The sequence below is a fragment of the Fictibacillus sp. BK138 genome (assembly GCF_004216955.1).
GTDB lineage: Bacteria > Bacillota > Bacilli > Bacillales > Fictibacillaceae > Fictibacillus.
In genome coordinates this window covers 3,151,636-3,177,315 of the sequence record NZ_SGXL01000001.1, presented here as the reverse complement: position 1 = coordinate 3,177,315, position 25,680 = coordinate 3,151,636, and the positions used below count along the sequence as shown (strand labels likewise).

General features: G+C 39.9%; 26 protein-coding genes. 16 read left to right on the top strand and 10 right to left on the bottom strand.

Annotated features, from left to right (window positions below):
• Nucleotides 1-40: 40 nt before the first annotated feature.
• From yhaM to EV282_RS15995, 3 genes are all read left to right on the top strand, one after another.
• A complete protein-coding gene (gene yhaM, locus EV282_RS16005; RefSeq protein ID WP_130296749.1) occupies nt 41-1,000 on the top strand; it encodes a 3'-5' exoribonuclease YhaM in 960 nt (319 codons plus the stop codon).
• A 379-nt stretch (nt 1,001-1,379) separates the two neighbouring features.
• The gene (locus tag EV282_RS16000; protein WP_130296748.1) at nt 1,380-2,687 is read left to right on the top strand and encodes an MDR family MFS transporter; all 1,308 of its coding nucleotides are present in this window, start codon (nt 1,380-1,382) and stop codon (nt 2,685-2,687) included.
• Between the two features lie 66 nt (nt 2,688-2,753).
• Entirely contained in the window at nt 2,754-3,086 is a 333-nt protein-coding gene (locus EV282_RS15995) for a sporulation YhaL family protein (RefSeq protein ID WP_242611892.1), read from the top strand.
• A 278-nt stretch (nt 3,087-3,364) separates the two neighbouring features.
• Here the strand turns inward: EV282_RS15995 and EV282_RS15990 are convergent, their stop codons facing one another.
• Nucleotides 3,365-4,261 (bottom strand): peptidylprolyl isomerase, encoded by an 897-nt coding sequence (locus tag EV282_RS15990; RefSeq protein WP_130296747.1) that lies wholly within the window; start codon nt 4,259-4,261, stop codon nt 3,365-3,367.
• 233 nt (nt 4,262-4,494) lie between these two features.
• Here EV282_RS15990 and EV282_RS15985 point away from each other — a divergent pair, with 233 nt between their 5' ends.
• From EV282_RS15985 to EV282_RS15965, 4 genes are all read left to right on the top strand, one after another.
• Nucleotides 4,495-4,590, top strand: a complete 96-nt coding sequence (locus tag EV282_RS15985; protein WP_130296746.1) for a YjcZ family sporulation protein — start codon at nt 4,495-4,497, stop codon at nt 4,588-4,590.
• Between the two features lie 102 nt (nt 4,591-4,692).
• Nucleotides 4,693-4,779, top strand: a complete 87-nt coding sequence (locus tag EV282_RS15980) for a YjcZ family sporulation protein (RefSeq protein WP_130297031.1) — start codon at nt 4,693-4,695, stop codon at nt 4,777-4,779.
• A 475-nt stretch (nt 4,780-5,254) separates the two neighbouring features.
• Nucleotides 5,255-5,833 (top strand): YpmS family protein, encoded by a 579-nt coding sequence (locus EV282_RS15970; protein ID WP_130296745.1) that lies wholly within the window; start codon nt 5,255-5,257, stop codon nt 5,831-5,833.
• 384 nt (nt 5,834-6,217) lie between these two features.
• Nucleotides 6,218-6,559 carry a DUF1878 family protein gene (locus tag EV282_RS15965; RefSeq protein WP_130296744.1) on the top strand — a complete coding sequence of 114 codons (342 nt, stop codon included), beginning with the start codon at nt 6,218-6,220 and terminating at the stop codon, nt 6,557-6,559.
• Here the strand turns inward: EV282_RS15965 and EV282_RS15960 are convergent.
• Entirely contained in the window at nt 6,550-7,131 is a 582-nt protein-coding gene (locus tag EV282_RS15960) for an HTH-type transcriptional regulator Hpr (protein ID WP_130296743.1), read from the bottom strand. The two genes, EV282_RS15965 and EV282_RS15960, sit on opposite strands and share 10 nt — an antisense overlap.
• Nucleotides 7,132-7,341: 210 nt before the next feature.
• Nucleotides 7,342-7,623, bottom strand: coding sequence for a YtxH domain-containing protein (locus EV282_RS15955; protein WP_165389496.1), 282 nt, complete (start codon nt 7,621-7,623; stop codon nt 7,342-7,344).
• A gap of 365 nt (nt 7,624-7,988) precedes the next feature.
• Between EV282_RS15955 and EV282_RS15950 the strand changes: the two genes are divergently transcribed.
• Nucleotides 7,989-8,417 (top strand): YkvA family protein, encoded by a 429-nt coding sequence (locus EV282_RS15950; protein WP_165389495.1) that lies wholly within the window; start codon nt 7,989-7,991, stop codon nt 8,415-8,417.
• A 26-nt stretch (nt 8,418-8,443) separates the two neighbouring features.
• On the opposite strand, the gene EV282_RS15945 is transcribed toward EV282_RS15950, so the two are convergent.
• The 3 genes from EV282_RS15945 to EV282_RS15935 all read right to left on the bottom strand — a co-directional run bounded on the left by EV282_RS15945 (nt 8,444) and on the right by EV282_RS15935 (nt 10,666).
• Nucleotides 8,444-8,956 carry a tryptophan transporter gene (locus tag EV282_RS15945; protein WP_130296740.1) on the bottom strand — a complete coding sequence of 171 codons (513 nt, stop codon included), beginning with the start codon at nt 8,954-8,956 and terminating at the stop codon, nt 8,444-8,446.
• A gap of 119 nt (nt 8,957-9,075) precedes the next feature.
• Nucleotides 9,076-10,155: a phosphoserine transaminase gene (gene serC / locus EV282_RS15940; RefSeq protein WP_130296739.1), complete on the bottom strand. Its 1,080-nt coding sequence runs from the start codon at nt 10,153-10,155 to the stop codon at nt 9,076-9,078.
• 82 nt (nt 10,156-10,237) lie between these two features.
• The gene (locus tag EV282_RS15935; protein WP_130296738.1) at nt 10,238-10,666 is read right to left on the bottom strand and encodes an HIT family protein; all 429 of its coding nucleotides are present in this window, start codon (nt 10,664-10,666) and stop codon (nt 10,238-10,240) included.
• Between the two features lie 737 nt (nt 10,667-11,403).
• Here EV282_RS15935 and EV282_RS15930 point away from each other — a divergent pair.
• The 5 genes from EV282_RS15930 to EV282_RS15910 all read left to right on the top strand — a co-directional run bounded on the left by EV282_RS15930 (nt 11,404) and on the right by EV282_RS15910 (nt 16,220).
• Nucleotides 11,404-11,931 carry a PCYCGC domain-containing protein gene (locus EV282_RS15930; RefSeq protein ID WP_242611891.1) on the top strand — a complete coding sequence of 176 codons (528 nt, stop codon included), beginning with the start codon at nt 11,404-11,406 and terminating at the stop codon, nt 11,929-11,931.
• A 70-nt stretch (nt 11,932-12,001) separates the two neighbouring features.
• Complete coding sequence (locus EV282_RS15925) at nt 12,002-12,745, top strand: ABC transporter ATP-binding protein (RefSeq protein ID WP_130296737.1); 744 nt, start codon at nt 12,002-12,004, stop codon at nt 12,743-12,745.
• Nucleotides 12,742-13,959, top strand: a complete 1,218-nt coding sequence (locus EV282_RS15920) for an ABC transporter permease (protein ID WP_130296736.1) — start codon at nt 12,742-12,744, stop codon at nt 13,957-13,959. The genes EV282_RS15925 and EV282_RS15920 overlap by 4 nt, the downstream gene beginning before the upstream one ends.
• 90 nt (nt 13,960-14,049) lie before the next feature.
• Nucleotides 14,050-15,417: an FAD-binding oxidoreductase gene (locus tag EV282_RS15915; protein WP_165389494.1), complete on the top strand. Its 1,368-nt coding sequence runs from the start codon at nt 14,050-14,052 to the stop codon at nt 15,415-15,417.
• Nucleotides 15,418-15,473: 56 nt separating this feature from the next.
• Nucleotides 15,474-16,220, top strand: a complete 747-nt coding sequence (locus tag EV282_RS15910) for an EcsC family protein (RefSeq protein ID WP_130296734.1) — start codon at nt 15,474-15,476, stop codon at nt 16,218-16,220.
• 85 nt (nt 16,221-16,305) lie between these two features.
• Here the strand turns inward: EV282_RS15910 and EV282_RS15905 are convergent, their stop codons facing one another.
• Nucleotides 16,306-16,737, bottom strand: coding sequence for a ferritin-like domain-containing protein (locus EV282_RS15905; protein WP_077363426.1), 432 nt, complete (start codon nt 16,735-16,737; stop codon nt 16,306-16,308).
• A gap of 205 nt (nt 16,738-16,942) precedes the next feature.
• Between EV282_RS15905 and EV282_RS15900 the strand changes: the two genes are divergently transcribed.
• Nucleotides 16,943-17,275: a DUF3243 domain-containing protein gene (locus EV282_RS15900; protein ID WP_130296733.1), complete on the top strand. Its 333-nt coding sequence runs from the start codon at nt 16,943-16,945 to the stop codon at nt 17,273-17,275.
• A gap of 449 nt (nt 17,276-17,724) precedes the next feature.
• Nucleotides 17,725-18,432 carry a phosphatase PAP2 family protein gene (locus EV282_RS15895; RefSeq protein ID WP_130296732.1) on the top strand — a complete coding sequence of 236 codons (708 nt, stop codon included), beginning with the start codon at nt 17,725-17,727 and terminating at the stop codon, nt 18,430-18,432.
• Here EV282_RS15895 and EV282_RS15890 read toward each other — a convergent pair.
• Both EV282_RS15890 and EV282_RS15885 read right to left on the bottom strand, forming a co-directional pair.
• A complete protein-coding gene (locus EV282_RS15890; RefSeq protein ID WP_130296731.1) occupies nt 18,410-19,324 on the bottom strand; it encodes a diacylglycerol/lipid kinase family protein in 915 nt (304 codons plus the stop codon). The two genes, EV282_RS15895 and EV282_RS15890, sit on opposite strands and share 23 nt — an antisense overlap.
• A complete protein-coding gene (locus tag EV282_RS15885; protein WP_130296730.1) occupies nt 19,321-19,812 on the bottom strand; it encodes an antibiotic biosynthesis monooxygenase family protein in 492 nt (163 codons plus the stop codon). Before EV282_RS15885 ends, EV282_RS15890 begins: the two co-directional genes overlap by 4 nt.
• Nucleotides 19,813-19,969: 157 nt before the next feature.
• Here EV282_RS15885 and EV282_RS15880 point away from each other — a divergent pair, with 157 nt between their 5' ends.
• Nucleotides 19,970-22,198, top strand: a complete 2,229-nt coding sequence (locus EV282_RS15880) for a transglycosylase domain-containing protein (RefSeq protein WP_130296729.1) — start codon at nt 19,970-19,972, stop codon at nt 22,196-22,198.
• Between the two features lie 260 nt (nt 22,199-22,458).
• Here the strand turns inward: EV282_RS15880 and EV282_RS15875 are convergent, their stop codons facing one another.
• Nucleotides 22,459-25,677, bottom strand: coding sequence for a M36 family metallopeptidase (locus EV282_RS15875; RefSeq protein WP_130296728.1), 3,219 nt, complete (start codon nt 25,675-25,677; stop codon nt 22,459-22,461).
• Between the last annotated feature and the right edge of the window lie 3 nt (nt 25,678-25,680).

Sequence of the window (25,680 nt, the reverse complement as noted above, 5' to 3'; positions counted from 1 at the left end):
TGATATGCTATACTTAAAACAAAGAAAGGCGGGGTGGAATATGAAAAAAGGACTTGCTTTTTATAAGGTAGGAGAAATGGTGGACGGATTTTTTCTCGTCAAATCATCTGTAAAGGGAACTGCCAGCAACGGAAAGCCGTTTTTAACGCTGATCCTCCAAGATCAGTCAGGTGATGTAGAAGCAAAATTGTGGGACAGCTCTCCTGAAGATGAGGAGCTTTATGCGGCACAAGCCATTGTGAAGCTATCTGGTGAAATGGGCAATTACAGAGGGAAAATGCAGCTTAAGCTTAAAGCAATCCGCCCTGCAACGGAACTTGACGGCGTAAAAATAAGCGATTTTCTTGAAACAGCTCCACTCACACAAGAGGCTATGGTGGAGACGATTACGCAATACATATTTGAGATGAAAAATCCGAATATACAGCGAATCACGAGGCACCTGCTTAAAAAGTATCAAACGGATTTTCTTGAATATCCAGCTGCTGTGAAGAATCATCATGAATTCGTTTCTGGTCTTGCTTATCATGTTGTTTCCATGCTCAATATGGCTAAGGCGTTCAGCAACTTATATCCGTCCTTGGACACAGATCTTCTTTATTCTGGAATCATTCTGCATGACCTTGGAAAAGTGATCGAACTGTCAGGACCTGTTGCAGCGACTTACACCTTAGAAGGTAAATTGCTCGGTCATATTACGATCATGGTAAATGAGATCGGGATGGCAGCAAAAGAACTGGAGATTGATGGAGAAGAAGTAACTGTCCTTCAGCATCTTGTGCTCAGCCATCATAGTAAACCAGAATGGGGAAGCCCGAAGCAGCCGCTGATCAGAGAAGCAGAGATTCTTCACATGATTGATAATTTTGATGCAAGAATGAATATGATGGACAGAGCACTGGATAAAGTACAGCCAGGAGAGTTTACAGAGAAACAATTCGCTCTTGAGAACCGTTCCTTATACAAGCCTCAGTTCCAAGCAGAATTTGCTAAAAATTAATTATAAAGAAAACGATTGTGAAATATTTGAAATTATGTTAAATTGGGAATTGGAAATATAAGAAAACATTCAGGAGGCAATGACTCATGAAAAGCATTGTTCAAATTAAGGCAGGAAAGCAAGCTAAATAACGTCCAATCCTTCTAGGAAAGGCTTATTTTGCTATGCATTCTACCTTCTTTTGAGCGATCTTTCTTGTGTCATCTTCAGCCTTTTTATGAAAAAGTCTGTGGTATGCACACGCAAAGGTGCTTATCCATGGGCTTTTTCTGTTTTTATTAGGAATCCCATTGTTTACTCCATATAGCGCTCAAAAGACAGGTATAAGTGATTATAGGTAAAGGATCTGAATTTAAATTACAAGAAAAGAGTGAGCAACATGAAATGGAAAGACTGGGATACAAATATTAAAGTGCGTTTAGTCGGAGAGTTTTTTGTAAGTTTATTATTTTGGATGTTCTTCCCGTTTATGGCCATCTATTTTTCAGATGAACTGGGTAAAGAAACAGCTGGAATTTTACTTGTGCTTTCACAGGTAGTCGGTGTAGTCACGAACTTAGTAGGAGGATATTGTGCCGACAAGTATGGCCGCAAAAAGATGATGGTCATTTCTGCCTGGGGGCAGGCTGCAACTTTTATCGTTTTTGTTATAGCCAACTCCCCATGGCTCGATTCACCGATTTTAACTTTTATCGCGTTTTCGGTTCTTGGACTGTTTGGTTCTCTTTATTGGCCAGCAAGCCACGCGATGATCGCAGACGTGGTAGAAGAAAAGGATCGTACGGAAGTATTTGCGGTATTCTATACTTCGATGAATTTATCAGTTGTATTTGGACCGGTGCTGGGAAGTATCTTCTTCTTTTCTTATAGGTTCGAACTAATGATTGCCTGTTTGATCTTCAGTGCTATTTTGGCTGTGGTCCTAGCAAAGTACACGAGAGAAACAAATCCGGTTAAAAAAGAAATTCTTGAACAAGTAGGTCCCGATAAAAAGTGGCATGAAGCGGTTTGGGAACAATTGAAAGATTACAGAGTTATTGCGAGTGATAAATTATTTTTGCTGTTTATCCTGGCAGGAATTCTAGTAGCTCAAACATTCATGCAGATGGATTTATTACTGGCTGTCTACCTGACAGAAAAGGTACCTGAACAAACACTGATTGCAATTGGAAGCTGGGACCTTAAATTAACGGGTGAAAAAGTTTTCGGCTATTTAATCTCTTTAAACGGATTGATGGTAGCACTTTGTACCGTTTGGATGGCTAAATGGATGAACCGCTTTAAAGAAGGAAGAGTATTTATTCTTTCTGCCCTTTTATACGGTGTATCCATGCTCGTTTTCGGCGGAACAACAATGATGTGGGTGTTGTTTGCGGCGATGGTTATCTTCACGACTGCCGAACTGATGGTAGTAGGAATCCAGGAAAGCTTCATTTCTAAGCTGGCACCTGAGGATATGAGAGGTCAATACTTTGCTGCTGCAGGCCTTCGTTTTACAATCGGCCGCACGATAGCGCCAATCTCAATTCCGTTAACGATGTGGATCGGCTTCGATAATACATTTTACCTGCTCTTTGTTCTAGCTGTAGTAAGTGCAGGAATCTACTATGTTATGTTCCGTGCTTTTGATAAAAAAGTGAAAACAAGTCCAGCGGCTGAAACGAAAGCAAAACCTGCACTTTCGTGACATATCTAATTAAGCTCCCTCATAGACTTAAATAAAAGCTTGTCTAACAAAAGGGGGAGTTTATCGATGAAAGGATATGCTGCTTTATTTTTTGGTGCGATACTCATTGCTGCATTTGTGCTGAAAGAATATTCGGCAGGGGTAAGTGAGTTCTTTGTAATGACTCCGTGGTGGATGTATTTTCTATTATGCGGCATTATTTATAGCGGATATAAGGCAACGACACTTTTCCAAGAGGACCGTGTGATCGAGCAAAAGGTGATTGAGGAAGAAGGAAAGGTGTACATGAAACGCCTGGAGTTGGCGAGAGCCCATGAGGAAGCGAAGGAAATGAATGAGCGGTTCGAAATGTCTGGTGAAGAGGAAATAGAGACAGAGCAAAAGGCTTCAGGAGAATAAGGAATTGAATGAAAGGAAAAGACCTGCTGATTTCAGCAGGTCTTTGTTTGTTTGTGAATGTCTTCCTGAGGCGAACAGATTTAGGGCCAAAAACCATTTTTGTACGGTTGGGAAGATTTTTTGTACGGTTAACATGTTTTTTTGTACGGTGGAAGCAATTTTTTGTTCGGTTCACGGTGTTTTTTGTTCGGTCGTGTTTTTTTTCTGAAAAGAACAGCACCTGCAATATAATAAAACCCAGGCACATTAATATGGCCTGGGTTCATCATTTTTACGAATTATTGTTGCTGTTGAGGCATTTGTGGTTGTTGCGGTTGTTCTGCTTTCTTTTCGATCTTTTCTTTTAGTTCTTTATCTTTAATCTTAACGTCCGCTTTTTTGCGAAGGTTTTCTAGGATTTCAGTGATTGGCTTAGCTTTTTGCTGCTTTAATTCTTGTTCAACTTGCTCTTTTTTGTCTTCGAACTTGTTTTCACGCTTGTCCGTTACTTTGATGATGTGTACACCATAATCAGACTTAACAAGGTCACTTGTTTCACCTTTATCAAGAGTGAACGCTACTTTTTCGAATTCAGGAACCATAGCACCTTTACCGAAGAAGCCTAGGTCTCCACCTTTTGATTTAGAACCAGGGTCTTTAGAGTATTCTTCTGCAAGTTTAGCGAAGTCTCCGCCCTCTTTAAGTTTCTTTTGAACTTCTTTAGCTGTTTTTTCATCATCAACTAAGATGTGGCTAGCTTTTACTTCTGTTTTGTATTTTTCTTCAAATACTTTCTTCATTTCATCTTCAGAAATCTTAACGCCTTCCGTTGCAGCTTTTTCATTTAGAAGCATAGACTTAACGCGTTCTTTTAGCTGTTTTTCATCAGATAAGCCGTTTTGCTCAAGTGCTTGTTTGAAAGCATCTTCTCCGCCAAGCTCTTCCTTGATCTTGTCGATTTCTTTATCAATCTCTTTGTCTGTTACTTTGTATTTATCTTCAAGTACCATTTCATCGATCATCTGGTTAAGTACTTGATCACCATATTGTTCTTTCATTTTATTGTAAAACTGTTCTTTTGTAATATCTCCAGCTTTAGATTCAACAATTGCTTCTGAGTCAGCACCAGCGTTATTACAAGCGGATAGAGAAATTAGTCCCGCTGTGAGCCCTAAAGATAACATCCATTTTTTCATTTTCAAACACTCCTACTGTGAAGTAATAATTTAACAACTCTAACTATAGCATAAACGTTGTGGGTATTCCTATTCAATAAACGAAATATGAGAAAATTTACACATTATATTTTGCTTGTTTTAGCGTATTGTCATCCATTTTCATAAAAAAATTTTAAAAACCCGGGACATTCGTCTAATCAAAACAGGGCGCATCACTATATGATATGGAGAAAGAAAAGGGAGGTATGATGATGAGTTACGGTTATGGTTACGGGTGTGGGGGAGGATTCGCATTAATTCTTGTTCTTTTTATCCTTCTCATCATTATAGGAGCAGCATACTGCTAAATGATGAAAGTATGAAATTTCAGCGATATGAGGGCAGATGCCTATGCGTGTCTTACTCATGATGCATAGGATAGTGTACAGATTGATGAAGGAGGTGGCAACATGGGCTACGGACATGGAAAAGGCTTCGCTTTGATTGTAGTGTTGTTTATCTTATTGATTATCGTAGGTGCTGCTTGTTTCTGCTAATATAAGAGCTAACCTTGCAGCCTTTTCTTTTGAAAAGGACTGTACGGATTGAACTCTTTAAGCAGATTTGTTAGTGTTGTTTTTACTACTCTTGATCAATAGGTGCAGCGCATATGTATTTTAAGGTTACACAAGGGGGAAAGCATTCTGGTTCCCCCTTTTATTATTTGCATCTTAGGAAATCGTACAGTAAGCAAACTTTTCATTAAAAGACGTTTGAAATATAAGAAGAAATGAGAAGAATGGTAATAGAAACATTTATGGTGCGGTAAACTGAATCTTCCTGTTTTGAGGACAAGTTCTTTTTATCACAGAGCTTATATGTGAGTGAATTGAATACATATAAGAATACAGGTGCTAAAAAAACGAATAAATAGCCAGCCATATAAAAACCTCCAACATGAACTACTTGTTTAACTTTACCAAAATATGTGGAATATGAATAGGAAAAATACTTTCAACAAGGGGAGAGAAGATGCGTAATAAATGGAAAGCGGCATTCTTTGTATTATTACTCATAATTATTGCAATTCCAGCAACAGTCATCATTTTACTTTTTACAGATCCAAAAGGCGGACATTTGGATAGAAGTTCACTAGATTCAGATATTCGGACTAATCAAAAATTGTTAAGCATACATACTGAGAAGGAACAGGTGGAAGATTTGCTGAACAAAGAGCTGAAGAAAAAAGCCCCTAATGTCAATGTTTATGTTAACCTTCGGGATGAAGCTGTATTGAATGGTTCATTTGTGGCTTTTAATCAGGAACTTCCTTATCAGATTACCTTTGAGCCTGAAGTTATGGAAAATGGTGATCTGTTATTAAACGAAAAAGACATTCAAATCGGTCGTCTTCCTTTACCGGGGGAAGAGATATTTAAACTACTAAAAAATACGGTGAAGTTTCCAGAATGGGTAGATGTTTATCCTGCAGATGAGAGTATCTTGATGAGGGTAACTGAAATGCCGACAAAGCCAGGATATGCTGTAAAAGCAGAAGAGTTTGATTTAAAGAAGAATTCTATTAAGTTTGGTGTTTATACGAAAGAATAGCGGGAAACACTCTGGTTCGCAGATTTTGCGGGCTAGGGTGTTTTTTAGGTTTTGTGAATGTTGTTGATTTCCGTTCCAGGTGCTCGCTTTCCGCAGGGCAGGCGGTGAGCCACATTCGTACGTTTCACTTTTAAGTGTCTCACCTGACCGCCAGTCCTGCAGGAGTCTCGCATCTTCCACTCCAATCAACTTGTCAGTGAAGGAACAAAAATATTTAAAGCACAATCTTTTAGTAAGGAACCTTTTGAAAACTACCTTTCGTCATTTACGGTTAACATGGCTGTCGTTCAAAAAACCACATTCTTTTAGAAAATTAAAACCATATCCAAATGGGGAAAGTTGGATTATAATATAGACATAGTATGACTAGAAAGCAGGGTATGTATGGAGACGGTTGAAGAGAGGCTAGAACGACTGGAATATTATAATCAGCTAACGATTGAAAGTGTCGATCTTACTTCGTATCCATTCTTCAGGCTAGTCATGGAAAAAAAGCTCACCGAAACAGAAGTGAATGATATCATTCTGCTTTGCGATGAGCTTGAAAAAATATTTTTTATGCAAAAAGAAGCAGGTTTTGTTCATTACACACCACTGTTAATTCACTTTGCTGGCATGTTGACACCAAAGCTTAATCCTAGAGAAACAATCCTGGCATTACTTCATCAGGAAAAATATATTTCATTGATGGAAAAGCTATATGAACTTTCTGTTCGTTATGAATGAGAAGAAGCGATTTCTTCAGCTGCGATAACAGGTGAAGCTGCTTGTTCTTCGATCGTTGCTTCGATTTTTTCTTCCAGCTTGTTAAAGATAGACATGAAGTCTTCACCATATAAATTGCGGATGATTGACATCAGCTCAGGGAACTCTGGAAATCTACCAAAGAGCTCTTTAATAGGCATTGATGCACTGAATACACCGAATTTTGATGGGTCATATGTATTTAGAGTTTGTAATAGAAGTTCTTCACCTTTATCTGTTAAACAGATGTATGTATTTCGTTTGTCGTCTTCTTTTTTAGAAAATGTAAGATAACCCTGTTCTTCAAGTTTCTTTGAGAAGTTAAAGGCTGTTGATACATGCATAACACCGAATTTTGCGATATCCGAAATTGAAGCACCTTCTAGATGATGAGCAATCCAAAGGATATGGTGTTCGTTAATGTTTAGTCCATAATCTTTAATCCAGTTTTGCCAGTCTTTCTCTACACTTTTCCATAAAGCTTTACTAATTTGTGAAAGTTTGTGACTATAGATCATGGCTTCTTGAAAACTATATAATTGATCTTTGTTCATTTTTAAAATGCCCCTCCATCTTATAAAACACATCCTATTCCTCATTATGCCAGTATTTCCTATAATAAGAAAGTAAAATTTTTCAATTTCTGCTTATTTTTTAGTAAATTAGATGTATAACTTTTAGCTGATATAGTGACAAAGTCAGAGTATATATATGTTTGTACATAAAGAAAAAAATTCCCCACTGCTGGAGAATTTTTTTCCTGTTTATTTCGTTTCCTGCTCGATTTCTTCTTCCAGGTTTTCAATTGTAGAAGCAGCTGTTTCTTGCATCGCTTCCTCTTTTTCTTTATTAGCAAATTTGATCTTTGCTCTAAGCTGAATACCGTCACGCTTAATGCTGGAGAATGTAGATTTCATTTTATCCATATTTTCTTTCAGATCTTTTCTTACCTCTTTCCCTGCCTTAGGCGTTGAAAGCAAAGTAGCTGCTGCTGTTACTACCGTTCCTAATGCGAAACCTACTACCATGGATTTTGATTTAGACATCTTAAAATTCCTCCTCATTCTTTTATTATCTAATAAATTCGTGAATATCTCTTATAATCCTATGAAAAATAATGACGAATATAAAAATATTTCCCGATAGATTTCGTCATGTTTGGACATGATACACGTTGTGGAATTGGTGTGGATCAACATGATTAAAACCTTAGAATGAAGGGGACTATCGCTGTTTTTATTGTTGTTTTTTGTGCCCGCTTAATAACTCGCTCTTTGTCTGTTTTAGTAGATTGCTGACATACTTTGCGATTAGAAAAGCGAAAATAAAAAAAGGGATATCGGTAAAAGTATTTGACGAAGAATATAAAAAGAGGGTATACATATAAAAAACGGTCAGGAGGGGAATGGGTTTGAAGCAAAATACAATCGGCAATTATTTTAATAAGATGAAAGAAAAGGCGAACGCTGTTTTAGAAAGTTCGACACAAACAGGTGAGCTCGTTACAAAAGCCGAAGACAAAACTTCTCAAACAGATAAGCAAGGTTTGAAGGATTTAGGATCACAGGTAAAAGCCCTTGTACGTTTAGTAAGATCCTATAAAAAAGGTGATTACCGAAACGTCTCTACAAAATCAATGGTTCTTATCGTTGCCGGTCTTCTCTATTTTGTAAGTCCGATTGATGCGGTGCCTGATTTCTTGATCGGGGCAGGCTTATTGGATGATGCTACAGTTTTGGCGTTTTTGTTTAAAACATTATCAGGTGAAATTTCAGCGTTCCAAACTTGGGAAGAGACAGAACAAATAGAAGAAGAAACATACGTAAAGCCAGCTCCTTAAAAGGAGCTGGCTTTTTAAATTTAAATTTATGCAGTTAAGCTTGATCGCTTTGAGAATCGATTTGCAACCGGATAGATAAAGAACATGATTAGTCCGCTAATAATGCTGGTAGGAAGTACGATCATTCCAATGAAGCTGAATAAGGATCCTGGCAGACCAGCGACCATCATGGCTACGATTAAGAATAAGGTCCCGCTGACAATCGTTCCGATAACCGTTAATAGAACAGCACTATAAGTATTTACTTTCACTTTGCGTGCTAATAAGAACATTCCTAAAAATATAAAGGCTGTTATCGGCTTTTCCACGATGTTGGCGATCTGTCCTCCAGCCATTCCCGTTGTCAGGGCTGAAATAACGCCGGCTGCCATACTCGCGATTAGCACATTCGGTTTAGTAGGTGCGAGCATGATGGCTAAGAACATCATTACCAGAAGCAAATCTGGTTTCATCCCGAAGAATAATGGTGGTACCACTGTGTGAAAAACATACCCTAATGCAATAAGTACTGATGTTAATGCTAATGATTTTGTTTTCATTTCTCATCTCTCCTCAGCTATTCTGTTAGCCTTAATTTCTTTCCAATAGTGCCCTCATGGCCTATTGCGAAAGTATCTCTACTTTACCAAAGATATAAAGATTGTTAAAGGGACAATGCTTATTTACCGTATTTTACCTGAAAATGACGCATGAAATCTGCAAGTTTTTCGCATGATTTTTCTGGTACAGCGTTATAGATCGAAGCTCTGAAACCACCAACAGAACGATGCCCCTTTAATCCAAAGATACCGTTCTCTTCACTTTCTTTTATAAAGTGTTTTTCTAATCCGGCATCACTTAATGTGAAAGTTACGTTCATATGCGAGCGAGACTCTGGCGTGGCATAACCTTGATAAAAACCCTCGCTGCTGTCGATCGCGTTATAAATAATTTCTGCTTTCTTTTTATTTCTAGATTCCATTTCTTGTACACCGCCTTGTTCATCGATCCATTGAAGAACAAGATTAAGGAGATAAATCGAGTAGGTTGGCGGTGTGTTATAGAGAGAACTGCTTTTTGCATGCACCTGATAAGACAGGATAGAAGGGAGAGATTCATTTTCCTTCAATAGCTCTTTTCGGATAATAACAGCAGTAACACCTGCAGGTCCGAGGTTTTTTTGCGCGCCTGCATATATGAGAGCATAGTTTGAAACGTTGAAAGGCTTGCTCATGATGTCGCTCGACATGTCGGCAACAAGAGTCGGGTGAGAAAATGCATTTAGGTCTGGCCATTGAGTACCGTAGATCGTGTTGTTAGAGGTGATGTGCAGATAAGCGTCTTGATTGCTTGGTTCATAATTCATGTCTGGCAGCGTTCGGTATTTCGTTTCTTTTCCTGATACAACTGCTTCACATGAGCCGATTTTAGCGGCCTCTTTAAACGCTTTTTCTGACCATGAGCCTGTTAATACGTACTTAGCTGTTTTGCCGGAATGGAGTAAGTTCATAGGAAGCATGGCAAATTGAAGACTTGCTCCACCTTGCAAAAACAAAACATCATGTGTTTCAGGAATGTCTAATAATTTCCGCATAAGAGTCTTAGCCTGTTCATGAATTTCTTCATAAGTTGCACCTCTGTGGCTATGTTCCATAATATTTAAGCCTGTTTCCTTAAAATCATCCCACTCTGACTTAGCACGAATCATAACCTCTTTAGGCAGAGTAGTCGGTCCTGCTTGAAAATAGATGCGTTCCATTTCTTTTCCTCCTCTGGTGATATAATGCTCCTGAATATGAAAAAACTGCCTGAAAAAAGATAGGCAGTTTTACTATGTAGTGTTAGTTCTTGACGTTTTCTTTAATGGTTTGAGCGATCTCAGCCATTTCTTCAACAGGGAGCTCCTGCGTTTTCCATACTGCACCAAAACCGTCGCCTGATCCATAACGGGGTATAAAATGCATATGGAAGTGGAAGACAGACTGGCCGGCAGCTTCTCCGTTATTATTTAAAAGATTCAATCCGATGGGGTTAAACGTTTGTTTAATGCTAGAAGCGATTTTAGGCACAGCAGAAAAAAGCTTGGCTGCAGTTTCTTCAGACAGCTCAAAAACATCTTTTGAATGTTCCTTTGGAATGATCAGCGTATGTCCTTTTGTAACCTGGCTGATGTCTAGAAAGGCAAGAACATTCTCATCTTCATACACTTTGTAGGAAGGAATAACACCCTCAACAATTTTACAAAAAATGCAGTTTGAATCATGGGACAAGCAGCTCACCTCATTTTTTTTTACTTATCATAACACACATTAACGACGAGAAGAATAAGGCTGTTTTCTAAAAATGATAAGTTATTGGAGTGTAAGATGCGAGGATACGGCTAAGTGTAGCGACTTTACGGTACGTGTTCTTATATTTATTACACGTTCGCTCAAAAATCCTGAGTTTCACTCAAAAAAGCCGAGTTACGCTCAAGATTCTCACGTTTCGCTCAGACTTCCTTTAGTTTCGCTCAAAATCTTCATTCTTCGCTCAAAGGATCTCTTTTTTACCAAAATACAGACGCAATCTCAGAGGCTCACCGCACATCCCGCGGAAAGTGGGCATCCTAGAACGGAAATCAACCACTTCTAAGTGCAATAGCTATCAAAAAAATAGGTAAAAATAAAGAAGAAGAGTCCTATTATAAAATAGAACTCTCCTTCTTATAGAGGTTAGAGAAGAAAGGAGAACATGAAAACAAAGCAAAAGATTTTTTAGCCATGCACCTCTTGTTTAAGAATCTGCAATTGCTCAAGCACTGAATAGTCCAAGAGAACCATCTCCTTAAAATGAATTGCATAAAACATAAAAATCTGAACCGTTGTATCTTTCTCCCTGAAGAAGGGGGGATACCTTCTTCAATAATATTCTGTCCATACAGTCTCACTTGTTATACATATTAAATTGGAAAAGATGGCTTGAATTGAGCTATTATTAGGTAAGAATGACAAGAGGAGGGTCCTCCGTGAAAAGAAGACAACTAGTAATAACGATGACTCTAGCTGCATGTGTTCTCATCTCAGGATGCGGGAATGAGAAAGAAGAGCATAAGAATCATCAAGAGCAATCACAACAAGAACATAAGGAAAGTGCACATGAAGAGCATCTTCCTAATGGTGATATTCAACAATTAACAGCTTCTATTGACATTATGCCTGCATTTTTAGATAAACAGCCTGAAAATATTTCAGCGATTTATGCGGCTGCCCCAAAGTTTAAAGAAGTGCTGGAATCCATGCCTTGTTATTGCGGGTGCGGGGATTCGGCTGGGCACAAAAACAATTATGATTGCTTTGTAGCTGATAATAAAGAAGATGGAAAGATCGTATGGGATGATCATGGAACAAAATGCGGTACTTGTCTTGAAATTGCGGCGATCAGTATGAGTGAATCTGCAGAAGGCAAGAGCACACTGGAGATTCGAAAAATGATTGATGAGAAGTATGAAGAAGGTTTCGCGGAGCCTACACCAACTCCAATGCCTGCATCTTAAAGGGTAAAACGGAAAATATGGTAAATAATAGATAAGTAAAGATAAACAAAAGAAAAGGGAGGGTAATAAAATGAAACCTATCCTAGAAGTAAGTGACTTAACGGGCGGTTATTTGCCGAATCAGCCTGTTATCCATAACCTTAATTTTTCTGTGAAAGAAAGTGAGATTGTCGGGCTGATCGGGTTAAACGGGGCTGGAAAAAGTACGACGATTAAACATGTTCTCGGGTTGATGGAACCAATGTCTGGCAGCTCGAAAATTTTAGAGCAAACCTTCCGGGATGAACCCGAAAATTACCGCAGCCAGTTTACTTATATTCCAGAGATGCCGATCCTTTATGAAGAGTTAACGTTATGGGAGCATCTTGAGTTAACGGCTATGGCTTATGGTCTTGAAGAACAAACTTTCTTAACAAGAGTAAGGCCTTTGCTTGAAGAGTTTCGTATGGATAATAAGATTAAATGGTTTCCGAACCAATTCTCTAAAGGGATGAAACAAAAGGTAATGATCCTTTGCGCTCTATTAGTAGAGCCGAAATTATATATTGTAGACGAGCCATTCGTGGGACTAGATCCGCTAGGTATTCAATCTTTCCTTGAATATATGGTTACTTTTAAAAATAGCGGTGCAGGAATCTTAATGTCCACTCATATCCTATCTACGGCCGAGAGGTACTGTGACCGTTTCTTGATCATGCATGAAGGCAGACTAGTGCTAAGCGGTACTTTAGAGGAACTGAGGGAAAGAAGCGGTTTGACTGAGGCTACCCTTGATGAGATCTATCTTTATGTAGCTCGGGGTAAAGTGACATGATCGATGTAAAAAAATTATGGCGCAAACGCCGCAACGCACATTTAACTCAAACGTTAAAATATTTTAGTTTAATGGCAAACAGCGGACTCATTGTTTCATTAATTTTACTCATCATTGTGGGAAGTATCTATTATGCAAAGCTTCTTAAAGCACTGCCGGAGAATTTTCCTGCCGTACTTATTTTGACGGTTCTGTTTTCGTTCTTACTGACGAAAAGTGCGATCAGAACATTATTAAAAGAGGGAGACCTGGTTTTTTTACTCCCTGTTGAATCTGGAATGAAGCAATACTTTTCAAAGAGTTTATCTTCAGCGATCGCGAGCGGTTCGTTCATAACACTTTTCGTATTTACTCTAACCTGGCCGATTGTACAGGTGTTCATTACAGATGGATGGAAAATGTATGTCACTTTTGCTTTCTTCTTAATCGCTGCGAAAGTTTTTAATTTGTATGTAGCATGGGAAGAGAGAAGGCTGCCGTATAAAAGCCATCAAATGAACTATAAGATCATGAGATTTATCGTGAACTTTGTTTATGTATATCTTCTGTTTAACGAAGCTTATGTCTTTTTAATTGCCATGTTTGCGATTATGTATGTTTTAAAGAACTTTGTGTTCGGAGTATTTAAGAAGATGCATGGTTATCAATGGGAAATGCTTTTAGCGGAAGAACAGACACTTAAGATGAAGGGGTACCGTTTAGTAAACTACTTCACAGATGTTCCTGCACTGAAACAAACCGTGAATAAAAGGCCTTTGCTGAACATGCTTGGTACGTTCTCTTTTAAGAAAAAGAATATGATGTCAGCACTGTTTATGAAAACTTTCATCCGATCAGGTGATTACTTAGGATTGTACATAAGGCTGATCTTAATCGGTTTTCTTTTTCTGTATCTGATTCCAGCCGGTTGGTGGCAGCTGGCTGTTGTGATATTGTTCTTTCAAATGCTGTCACTCCAATTGTTTACACTCTACACGCAATATAGATGGAATGTGATTTTCAACATATATCCGATCGAGTCTAATGTGAAAATCACCGCATTCATGAAGTGGCTACGGGGGCTTTTATTGATCCAAGGACTCTTATACGGAGTGTTTTACGGATTACTTACGGGTGATTGGCTGATTGCACTATTGATGCCTGCTGCATCATTAGCTTACAGCCTGTTACGCCTGCCGTCTATGACAAAAAAACATATTACGCTATCTTCCTAGCCTTATAGGTTAGGAAGTTTTTTTGTTTAACCATAAGTGGGCTCCTTTCATATGTTACCTTGAACAGTTCTATGAAAGGAGACCTGAATGATGGGGAAATGCAGGCTGACAGGCAGAATTGTAACACCAGGCAATCCTGAATATGACCTTGCCCGGGAAGAATTTAATACACGCTTTGATCTTTTCCCAAGTGTAATTAATTTTTGCAGCACAGCTAAAGACGTATCCAATGCTATTTGCTGGGCAAGAGAGAAAAAGGTGAAGTTTAGGATTCGAACAGGCAGACATAGCTATGAAGCTTATTCGTCACTGGACGGGGGGCTTGTCATCGACATTAGTGAGATGAACGAGATCAAGGTGAATCATAAGACAAAAACAGCAAGACTAGGTGCAGGGTCTCTTCTATTTCCGCTTTATGAAAGGCTGTATGAAGAAGGATATACAATTCCAGGAGGGACATGTCCTTCCGTAGGATTGTCAGGGCTTACCCTCGGAGGAGGCTGGGGCATGCTGACCCGGCCGTACGGCATGTTGATCGACCAATTAATCGAATTAGAGATGGTAGATGCAAAAGGAAAAATGATTACGGCAAACAGAGAAAAGAATGCTGATTTATTCTGGGCGTCGCGAGGAGGCGGAGGAGGCAACTTTGGTGTAGTTACGTCATTTGTATTTCATGTGATTCCTGTTGATAGAGTAGCAACGTTAAATATCACATGGGACTGGAAAGGGTTTGAACCAGTTGTGATGGCTTGGCAGAATTGGGCACCATCTACGGATATAAGGCTGACTGCAATTATTGATCTCTTAACGAAAGAAAAGGGAGAGATCAGAGCATTAGGAGAGTTTACAGGAACGGCTTTCGAATTATGGCGTATTGTTCAGCCATTAATCGATGCCTATCCACCGAAAAAAGTAGAGATAAAAAACGTCTCATACCTGGATGCAGTAAAAATGTTCGGCGGGATGATGCCAGGTATGGAGGAATATTCGGTCAACCATGGCGACCCGGATGCCCATCCTTTTAAAAATACAGGTGCATTTGCAAAAATGCTTCTGCCACGAGAAGGGATAAAAATATTAAAAGACTTCTTGTCTAAATCTCCAAGTTCTGAAAACAAAGTGCAGCTGCAGGCACTGGCTGGAAGATCAGGTGAAGTTTGTCCTACCTGTACCGCCTATGTGCATCGAAAAGCGCTGTTCAGCTTGCTGTATATTACGAAATGGGAAAATGAGCGAGAAGCGGATATTAATACAAAGTGGGTAGAAAGATTAAGGAATTCTCTATTGCCATATGCGGATGGGGCTTACGTGAATTTTCATGACAATTGCATTAAGAACTGGCTTGAACAATGCTATTTCGAGAATCTGCCAAGGCTGATCGAAGTAAAAACAAAATATGATCCTGAAAATCTATTTCATTTTCCGTTAGGTATTCCAACTGCAAACGAAATTTGAATCATTTTGAAACTTGTAAAACAAAGTTAACGTATTGTCTAGGAGAGGGGAGTAAGATGAACACGTATGATGAAAAAGTTTTTGAAGAGCTTAAAAAATGGGAAATAGAAATGACGAAGCGTCCAACTCTTTGGAACAAAGCTACAAAATCCATTCAGACAAAGATTAATGAGAAAATACCTCAAAAGGTTCATGATGTGGTTACAGCCAGTATGAAGCATATGATAAAAGCTACTTTAGTCGGATCGGAATATACGACAAAACGGACGAATCAGCTCGAAGCAGAACTTCGTGAAAGAGATGAAAAGCTGAAAGAACGTCTCGCTTTTTATAAAAAAACAGCAGCTGTAGAAGGTGCTGGTACAGGGGCAGGCGGAATATTACTTGGTCTTGCAGATTTTCCACTGCTGCTGGGAATAAAAATGAAGTTTCTTTTTGAAGCAGCAAGTATTTATGGATTGGATGTAAAAGACTACAGAGAACGGATTTTCATACTTCATGTGTTCCGTCTTGCTTTTTCGGATCCTCATAAAAGAAAAGAAGCGTTTGAAAAGGTAGTATTTTGGAAAGAAACGATTCATGAGTTTCCTGAGCACCCAGGTGCAATTGACAATATAAACTGGCAAGAGCTGCAACAGGACTATCGTGACCATATCGATTTGATTAAGATGCTTCAGATGGTTCCAGGGTTAGGCGCGATTGTTGGAGCATATGCCAATTATCATTTCTTAGAAGATCTCGGGGAAGTGGCTCAAAACTGTTTCAGATGGCGTGTTTTGATGGAACAGAGTAGAGATATATAAGTGAAAGCTAGCTTTCTTCAGCAGCTTTATATAACCACCAAAAAGACCAGCTAAAATGATAGCTGGTCTTTTATTCATATATCGTTTAGAATCGGCTGTCGCTCAAGAGACGATCCATTTCTTCCTTATGCTTTGTTTCATCAGCAATCATATCTTCAAGCTGAACAACTAATTCAGTCAGCTTTAAGTTTGATGCTTGCTCTTTGCGCTCTTCATAACGTCTGATCGTGTCTTCTTCAGCATTACGGGCTTCTTCAAGCATTTCGCGTACGCTTTCTACTTGTTTAACTGGCTTCGGCTGAGTAGTTGGTGTTCCGCCTAATGTTTTGATCTTTTCTGCTAGATAAAGAGCATGTCCCTGCTCATCCGAAATTTCACTTTGGAAGAAAGGTTTTAAGATCTGACGGTACAAGCCTGATACTGTTGCAGCATTATGATTGTACATAATGATCGCAGAGTACTCGTTTGCAAGATCCTCATTTAGTCCATCAATTAGTGCTTGTAAGTCTTTTTCCATTTGTATAACCTCCTGAATCTTGTTCTACAAAAGTATCCTTCCCTTTTTCTAATCATAGTAAACCGAAAGTATGAATAGAAAAAACGGAAACAAATCAAACTGTATAAATACGTTTAAGATGTGTAAAAAAAGGAAAAAGGATAACAGGCCTGACACATTTGTTAAACAAAGGTCATACACACATACTTTTAAGGAGGTAACAAAAATGGAAAGCAGACACATGGTGGACAAAGAACGTGACGTGGACATGAGTAAGGTGGAGGACACAGCAAACCGTATGAGCGAAAGCAAAAAAGAAGAAATCTTGTCTAACTTTGAAGAGTTCAAAAGCTATCTCCATAGCAAAGTTGAAGTAGGCGAGAAGATGGGTATGAGCGAGGAAACACTTGCGAAAACGGCAGAAAAAGTAGCTGATTACCTTGCTGCTCATGAGGAGCCTCGCAACTCTGAAGAAAACCTCTTAAAAGAATTATGGAAAGTCGGAGAACAAGAAGAGCGCCATAAGCTGGCTCATATGCTAGTGAGACTTGTTAAATAAAAATGAGACCTAAAAGCTGCCTGTATACAGGCAGCTTTTTACTTTTATATGAAGGCTGTTTTCGCATAAAATGTTGCTCTTGAAAGTAGTTGATCTCCTCTCCAGGTTGCTCGCTTTCCACGGGGCGTGCGGTGAGCCTCCTGCCGCTTTGCGCCATTAGGAGTCTCCACCTGACCGCTTCATTGAAGTAATCTTGCTCCTGCGTCTACAAGTAAATGCTACCGATGTGAGCTTCCTCGTAGCATGCCTAGCGAGAAGCTTCTCATGTGGTAGGCACGCACCTTACGCTCCTATCCACTTGCAAATGATGAGTATAGAAAAAACAAAAGCAACAATCTTTTAGAAAAAATCCTACATGAAAAAGCACAGCCTGGTGGTTAAAAAAGTTTAATCCTTGTTCAAACGGTGAAAACTTGAGGTATATATATTTTCAAAAAAGAGGAGATCTTATGTTACGAGACATAGCAAATAAATTACCTTTTCCGATACTCCCCGTTATTTATATTTTAGCCGGTCTCTTTCTTTCTTTTTATTCCTTAAATGTTTTCTTTGAACTGTCTGAAGATCTCATGGAAGAAGAAAGGTTTCAATTTGACCAAGTAATCATTCACTACGTTTCAGAAATTAGAAATGATACGTTAACTGCTATTATGAAGTTTATTACTTTTCTAGGTTCAACTACGATACTCACCATATTATTAATCGGCAGTCTGATATGGCTGATCGTAAAGCGCAAAAATTATTGGGGAGCCATATTTTATATTATTGCTGTAGCAGGCGGTGGCCTTATCAATCTTGGTCTTAAGCACTGGTTTGGAAGAATACGTCCGGAAAACAGTCTTGTAATTGAACAAGGGTTCAGCTATCCTAGTGGTCATTCAATGGGTAGTCTAATTTATTATGGATTCCTAGGCTACTTAGTAATAAGAAGCCAGAGAGGCAGGTCACTCAAGCTATTATTTGGGATTGGTTTTATTACTTTGATTTTGCTGATCGGATTCAGCCGAATCTATTTAGGCGTCCACTATCCATCTGATGTGCTCGCAGGCTTTTCCGCTGGTACGGTTTGGCTGCTTCTATGCATCGGCGGCCGTGAGTCTATTCGGGCATACAAAAAAAGGACGCTTCCTTTTTTTAAAAGGAAACATCCCCAGTAAGGGCTGAAAGATGCTGCTTCTTGCATTTAATAACAGAAGGTGTTTGATGTTCCCGCTCTCCATCACAGTCAATTAGCTGCTGGGGAGCGGTTTTTAATTGGATTTCTGAGCTTTGAAAATAGTGATAGCCTTGTCCTTCATAGGATGTGTCGGTAAGCCGGTTTTGCAGAACATCCCATATAAAAGAAATTGAAGGTTCTTCGATCAGCAAACAATCCAGTTTGCCATCTTGAATATCAGTATCTGGAAAGAAAGGTTTGATGCCGCCTGTAAAAGGTCCGTTTACCGCTAAAAACATGGCAGCTTTCCCTTCGAATTGAAACTCCTCTGATTGAATAGAGATCTCAAAGGGTTCCCACGTTTGCATGGATTTTGCTGCAGATAAATAATAGGACAGTCTTCCGAATCTTTCTTTTGTATCGGGGTCTATCGATTCTGAAACATGTGTAATTAAACCGACACCCCAAAAGTTCGTGAAGTAATGGCCGTCGAATTCTCCTATGTCGATATGCCGGATCTTTTTCTGGCTAAGCTGTTCGGCTGCTTTTACAGGATTTTGATTCATGCCGAGAGCCCTTGAAAAGTCATTACAGGTTCCTCCAGGCAAAATTCCGAATGCCGGTTTTCTTTCTTCTATTGATAATAATGCCTCTGCAACTTCATGTACCGTTCCGTCACCGCCAGCTGCAAGGATTACATCTGTTTCTGAATGAAGCTGCTCTACAAAAGATGCCCCTTCACCAGGGGCTGTTGTTTTATATACTTGAACATCATGAAACCCCTTTTGTAATGCATTTAGTACTTCGTTCCAATTGCTTAGAAGGCGCCCCTGTCCTGCTTTAGGATTTAAGATAACAGAAACACGTTTTAGTTCTGGTGTATTCATACTCATTGAACGACCATGTATTCTTTGACAAATGATCTGCCAGAGAATAGAGTTTCAGGAAGTCCTTTAGACGTCCCCCTGTCCTTATGGGCTTCTTCATATGCTTTCGATTGCTGCCAATTGATGAAGTCCGCATGGGAATTCCAAAGAGTCATTATAATATAGGGATCTTGGTGCAGCGGGCGAAGTACACGAATTCCAATAAATCCAGGTTCACTCTCAACAAGCCCTGCCCGATTCTGAAATCGCTCTTCAAAAAGACTGCGGCCATCCTCTGTAACTGGAACGTGGTTCATAACGACAAAGCCTGCACCTGATAAAGATCCTCTCTGGTTGATCACTTCATATTCATGTTTTTCAGTAAAAGGATTCTCTCCATCTGTTTCGTAAACGAGTGCGGAGTTCGAATCACCTTCTAGCAGGAGCGCCTGGTTGTATTTTTCTTGATAGCTGGATAGATAGTCGGTTGTTCCGTATGTGATATAAGTCTTCATTTGCTAATCCCTGCCTTTTAATCGATTTATCTTTGTTTTACCCAACCAACATGCGGGTTAAACAGTGTAAGAATCTTACTGCTTGTAATATACTTTCCATCTGAGGGAAAATTATATAAAATGTACTTTTCGACCTAGAAAGAAGTGAGGTTTGATTATGGTGAAGAAAAGTCTTGTCGCACTAGGTATTTTAGTTGGTTCATTGATCATTGGATTTTTTGCCTATCTTTTTATCATTATGGCAGGAGACTATGTAATCGATGAAAAAGACCTTGTGATGGATTCAGCGACATTTTTGGTGAACGAAAAAGGTGAGAGAATCACAAAAATATATGATGAAAACAGGGAGATCGTTGATATTAATGATATCCCCAAACATGTTCAGGAAGCTTTTGTAGCAGTTGAGGATTCACGATTTTATAAACATAGCGGAATTGATGCAAAAGCCATTTCCCGCGCCATCTATAAAGATATTTTAGCTGGTAGTAAGGTGGAAGGCGGAAGTACGATAACGCAGCAACTGACTAAAAATGTTTTTTTATCACATGAAAAATCCTGGCTGCGCAAAACGAAAGAAGCAGTTATTGCAATTAATCTTGAACGAAGGTATTCGAAAGACAAGATTTTGGAGATGTACCTGAACCAAATTTATTTTGGACATGGAGCATATGGCATTCAGCTTGCTGCAAAAACGTATTTTAATAAAGATGTAAGTGAACTAACTGTTGCAGAGGGTGCGATGCTAGCCGGTCTTCCGAAAGCTCCAGGTCATTACTCGCCGATTAAACATCCGGATGCTGCAAAGGAACGCCGTGATCTAGTGCTGAGCCTTATGGAGAAACAAAACTATCTATCTCCGAATGAAACAGTAAGAGCGCAAGGCCAGACAATCGCTGTAAACTTTACGCAGGAAGAGCGAAATCCGGCATATTCTACTTATATTGACATGGTTATTAAAGAAGCACGAGAGAAGTATCATATCTCGAGAGAAGAATTGAGGCAGGGCGGTTACAAGATTGTCGTGCCAATGGATCCTGCCGCACAAAATTCTGTCTATAAAAGCTTTCAAGAAGGAAAATATTTTATCGGAACCGGAAAGGAAAAACCTGAAGGAGCCATGGTTCTCATGGACAGCCAGACAGGGGGACTGCTAGCTGTTCAGGGCGGTCGGAACTATGTGACAGAAGGGCTGAACCGTGTTGAAGTAAACCGGCAGCCGGGATCAACCTTCAAACCATTAGCCGTATATGGACCTGCTTTGGAATCGGAAAAATATAAGCCATATTCCATGCTGCTCGACGAGGAAATGAGTTATAACGGATACGAGCCGAAGAACTACAACGGCAGATACGAAGGAAAAGTATCGATGGTGGATGCTATCACACACTCTGTTAACTCATCTGCTGTATGGCTGTTAAACGAGATTGGTATTTCTTACTCTAAAAAGTATTTGGAAGAGTTGGGGATGCCGATTGAAGATAAAGGACTCGGCATCGCGCTTGGCGGAATCGATCATGGGGTAAGTCCTTTGCAGATGGTTAAGGGCTATAGAAGTTTCCTTCATGAAGGGAAGATCGTCGAACCTTTTGTGATCAGCAAAATCTACAATCATGAGGGCGAGCTGATCGGCAAGGCTAAACGTGAAGAAAAGAAAGTCTGGACGAAGCAGAATGCATGGAACATGACGCGCATGCTTCAGCAGGTAGTGGAGAACGGAACGGGTTCAGATGGACCGGAAAATATGGAGATTGCCGGAAAAACAGGGACGACCAATTACCCGAATGTGGATAAAGGAAATAAAGATACGTGGTTTGTTGGGTATACCCCTCAAGTAGTCGGTGCTGTTTGGGTAGGATACGATAAAACCACAAAAGAATCTTATTTAAACAGCGGGAGTGCACAGCCTACGCTTCTATTTAAACAAGTGATTAATCAGATGCCTTCACAACAGGGATTAGCCTTTAAGAAGCCTGATGGAGTGAAAGATTTAGAGCCTCCGATTGAAATGATCGAGGTCGGTGATCTCTCTGCTGAATTTGGTATGGGTGACTATGGCATGCCATCCGTTAAGCTAAACTGGACGCCTTCTAAGGACAAACGTCTTCAATATAAAATCTATGCTGTAAATGATGGGGAAACGACGAAATTGGATACGGTAAAAGGAAAAGGGGAGTATGTTGCTTCAGGCAAGCATTTGTTCACACTGCCTGACTTTTATGTGGTTCCATATAATCCTCTTACGAAAGAAGACGGACGCCCTTCCAACACAGTTTCGATCTCATTCTTCCCTGGCTTTGGTGATGATGACGATGATAAAAAAGAAAGCCGCGGAAAAGGGAAAAAGGAAAAGAAGAAAGACAAGAAGAAAAAGAAGGAAGATGATTGAGATGAGGGAGATGGTTTAGGAGCCATCTCTTTTTTTTTTGCCAGCTTTATTGAGGGGGATTGTCGAAAGTTGACGGAAATCGTTTTTAATTAAAATAACGTGCGATTTTATGAGGCTAACGTGCGATTATTTAAAATAATGTGCGATTATTTAAAATAACGTGCGTTTAAAATCAATCAAGTACAGTCTGATGCTTATAAACTGTTAAAACGAACAAAAAAGATGGGCGCGAGGCCCATCTTTCACATTGTAATTTGAATTTAATTCGCAAAAGGACTTTTCACATTAACAGTAAAAGGAACATTTGCACCCGAATACAGCCCTACATAGATATAAGATGTGCCGCCTGGAACTACTCCTGACTCATTTGCACCTGCTGTTGCGATGCTGCCGATCAAATTGAATGATGAATCATAGAAATAAACATCAAGATCATGTGCCCCGTCATCAGGACCACTGACAGATACATTATGCAATCCATCACGATATTGTTCTGGGAGACTTACTACATATCCATCTGCACCTTGTGAGGCGGGTTCAGGGTTTTGGGTCGAAACGAATTCGTTCTGTGTTACACTTCCAGTCGCGTCCAAGTCAGCTAAGCTTCCTATGCCTGTTGCCGGGTTGCCTGCCTGGATTACCCCTTCACTTGTAAATGGTTCGGTAACAACAGGAGGCAATGCCTCAACTTTGGATGACCGTTCTGCAAAGACTTGAACTTCGGCAACCTGAACATGGCCGAGAGAGTTATCTTGAGCATTATTTGCAACGAACTTAATAAAGTTGGCTTTTACCGGTTCGGCCAGATCGAATGTTTTATAATGCAGATCAGGTGTTGCAGGGCGCGGTTTTCCAGCGGTGAACGTACCGTCTTTAACAGCAGTCCAGTTCTCACCATCAAGTGATGTTTGAACGGTAAAGTCTTTTAATGCTGAAAAACGAGCTTTTGCAATATCTTTAAATGCACTTACTTGGATACTTGAAACGGTGGCTGGTTTGTCACCTGCAAGATCTACAACAAATTCAGATCCCGTAAAACCTTCTTCTTTTGTTTGTGATGCATACACGGTCGCTTCGGTATCATCCAGAGCATTTTTCACAGGATGTGTTTCTGTTTCATCTGATACCGAAACTACTTCAGCTCCGTTTGCTGCAGAAGCAAGGTTAGGTGATAGATTCACATGTAATGATTCAATCTCACCAGCTGTAATAGCTACGTTCTTAAATGTTGTTGAGCCGAAGCCACGAGCCTGAATGGTAATATCATAGGTCCCCGAGACGATAGGTAAGCTAAATCCGCCGGTATCACTTGATAAAGCTACAGGACTTGTACGGGCTTCATACTGTCCAATAATAATCTTTGCATCTTGTACCGGTTTTTTTGTTGAAGAATTAATAATCTTACCGGCAAGCATACCGTTTTGTCCGGATACTGGGTGGTCATACGCTGGTACTGGATCAGTATCATCACCAGATAAAGATTTAGCTGAAGCTCCAAGGCCTCTTTGTGCAAAAGCTTTCCATAAAAGGTCATAGTGCTCCCCGCCATACCTGTCTTGGTCAGCTGCAAGAATGGCAGTACGCATATCATCCATTGATGGATCAGGTGCTGAGATTGGCATTGCATCCATTACGATATGTTCTGCGACAGATTCTCCTTCTTCTTTTCCTAACTCAGCTATTAAACTTTCTCGAACATGCCAAAGAATAGCAGCCCATATCTCACCATCAGCGTGGACTTCCGGACCAACAATATCAAAACCAACGTCCCCAAACTGAAGGGGAGCGTCATTCAGTGCCCAGCTTCGGATTCCACGTTCCTGATTCCCTGTTACATAAGCGCCAACAACCGGTTCCTTTTGCAGACCGTTTTTAACAAGATAGTGCATGCCGAACCAGTCACCCCAAGCTTCACCCATGGATCCTGCTTGATGGCTGTTCAGAGATTCACCTCCTGCTACATAGCGGTTGGAGAGAGCATGGCTGTATTCGTGATAAATGATTCCGGCATCAAAGTCGCCATCTGTATATTCACCCTCGAAAGCTCCTTTAATCGGCTCCCATAAAAACATACCGCTCCACGCAGGAATACCATCTGGAAGTGTTAGCATATAAGCGTTGTCACGGCCTGTATAAGTAGGTTCACCTCCTGATGCAGCGCCCGCTTGAACAAGACCGAGTATAGGATCACCTTCCATACCGCCTTTTCCAAAATTCGCAGCTTGCAGGTTGCCAGCAGCTTCTGTCCAGCCTAGCTTATAAAAATAATCGTGAAACAGGTTGTGATGGTAGAACAAATTTGTTGCTGCACTGTTCACATCTTCTGCATAAGAAGGGGGAGCGGTTTGTCCTTCAGTTTTGTTCCAAGCATCCTTAAACGGGAATTTGAATTGCCCGAGCGGGTTTACCGGTCTGACAAGCCCAGCTCCTTCTGGGACGAGGAAATTACTCCAGTTTGCATACGTGTCCGCGTTATTTCCAAGTGTTGTAACACCAGCATCATTTGCAGGCAGCAACCACCCTTGCGGAGAAGCTTCTGGGTCACCTTTTAAAGATTTAACAACCTGTGTGCCGCCTGTCGGAGAACCGGGATAATTTTCAAAAATTAAGCCTTCTGGATTAAGGTTTTGAACAAGTGATCGTTCAAAAAGAGTTTTACCTGTTACTCCGTCAACAACAACTTCTTTACCTTTGTTCAGTTTTTCGATAAAAAGTACGCGGTAAGCAGGTCTTACACCATCAGATGTGACAAACGCTGATTTCTTAACGCGCTGAACAGTTGGCAAGGTATCGCCGCCAGCATATTCTTCCCAGCCTTTATTTGACCCGTTTAAAACAGGCGTATAATTTAAATCAGGAAGGTGCTCCTTAACTACAGAAAGAAGAACTTCTTTGCTTGAGAGTTTATGTGCTTCTTCCATTTCTGACGCCTTTGAAGCATTTGATGCTACAGAAAGAATACGTCCTTCTTTATTGACAGCAACAATAATACGGCCCCCGTTTGCGGATTCAAGGCCAGAGAAAGTTTGCTGAAAAACAACCGTTTGAAGACCGCTGCCAGGAATAGAATGATTTTTTATGAGGGTAAGGGAGTCTGCTTGATCGGTAGAAAGTCCGAACATTTGTGAATTTTCTTTAAGCCAGTTTCGAGCAATAGTCTCACTGTTATAACTGGATGGAGGAGATAGGTATCCTTTGTTTTTTGTAATAAAAGAAGGTGTACCAAATATTGAATTCCAGGAAATTTTTGTTCCGGTGCCTGTTTTTTGAATAAATGAATTTGCGGCTTCTATTTGTGAGTTATCAGGAAGCACTGCAGATAAATTTTTACGTATATCAAAATTCTCGTGATTATGTTCTTTTGCAGTTTCATTTGATGAAAGAGCATTCACGGGGAGATCACTGGCTGGCAAAAGCTGTGATAAAAGTAAAACAGAACTTACAGCTGAAACGGTAATTGTTTTTTTGTTGATGGACATTGT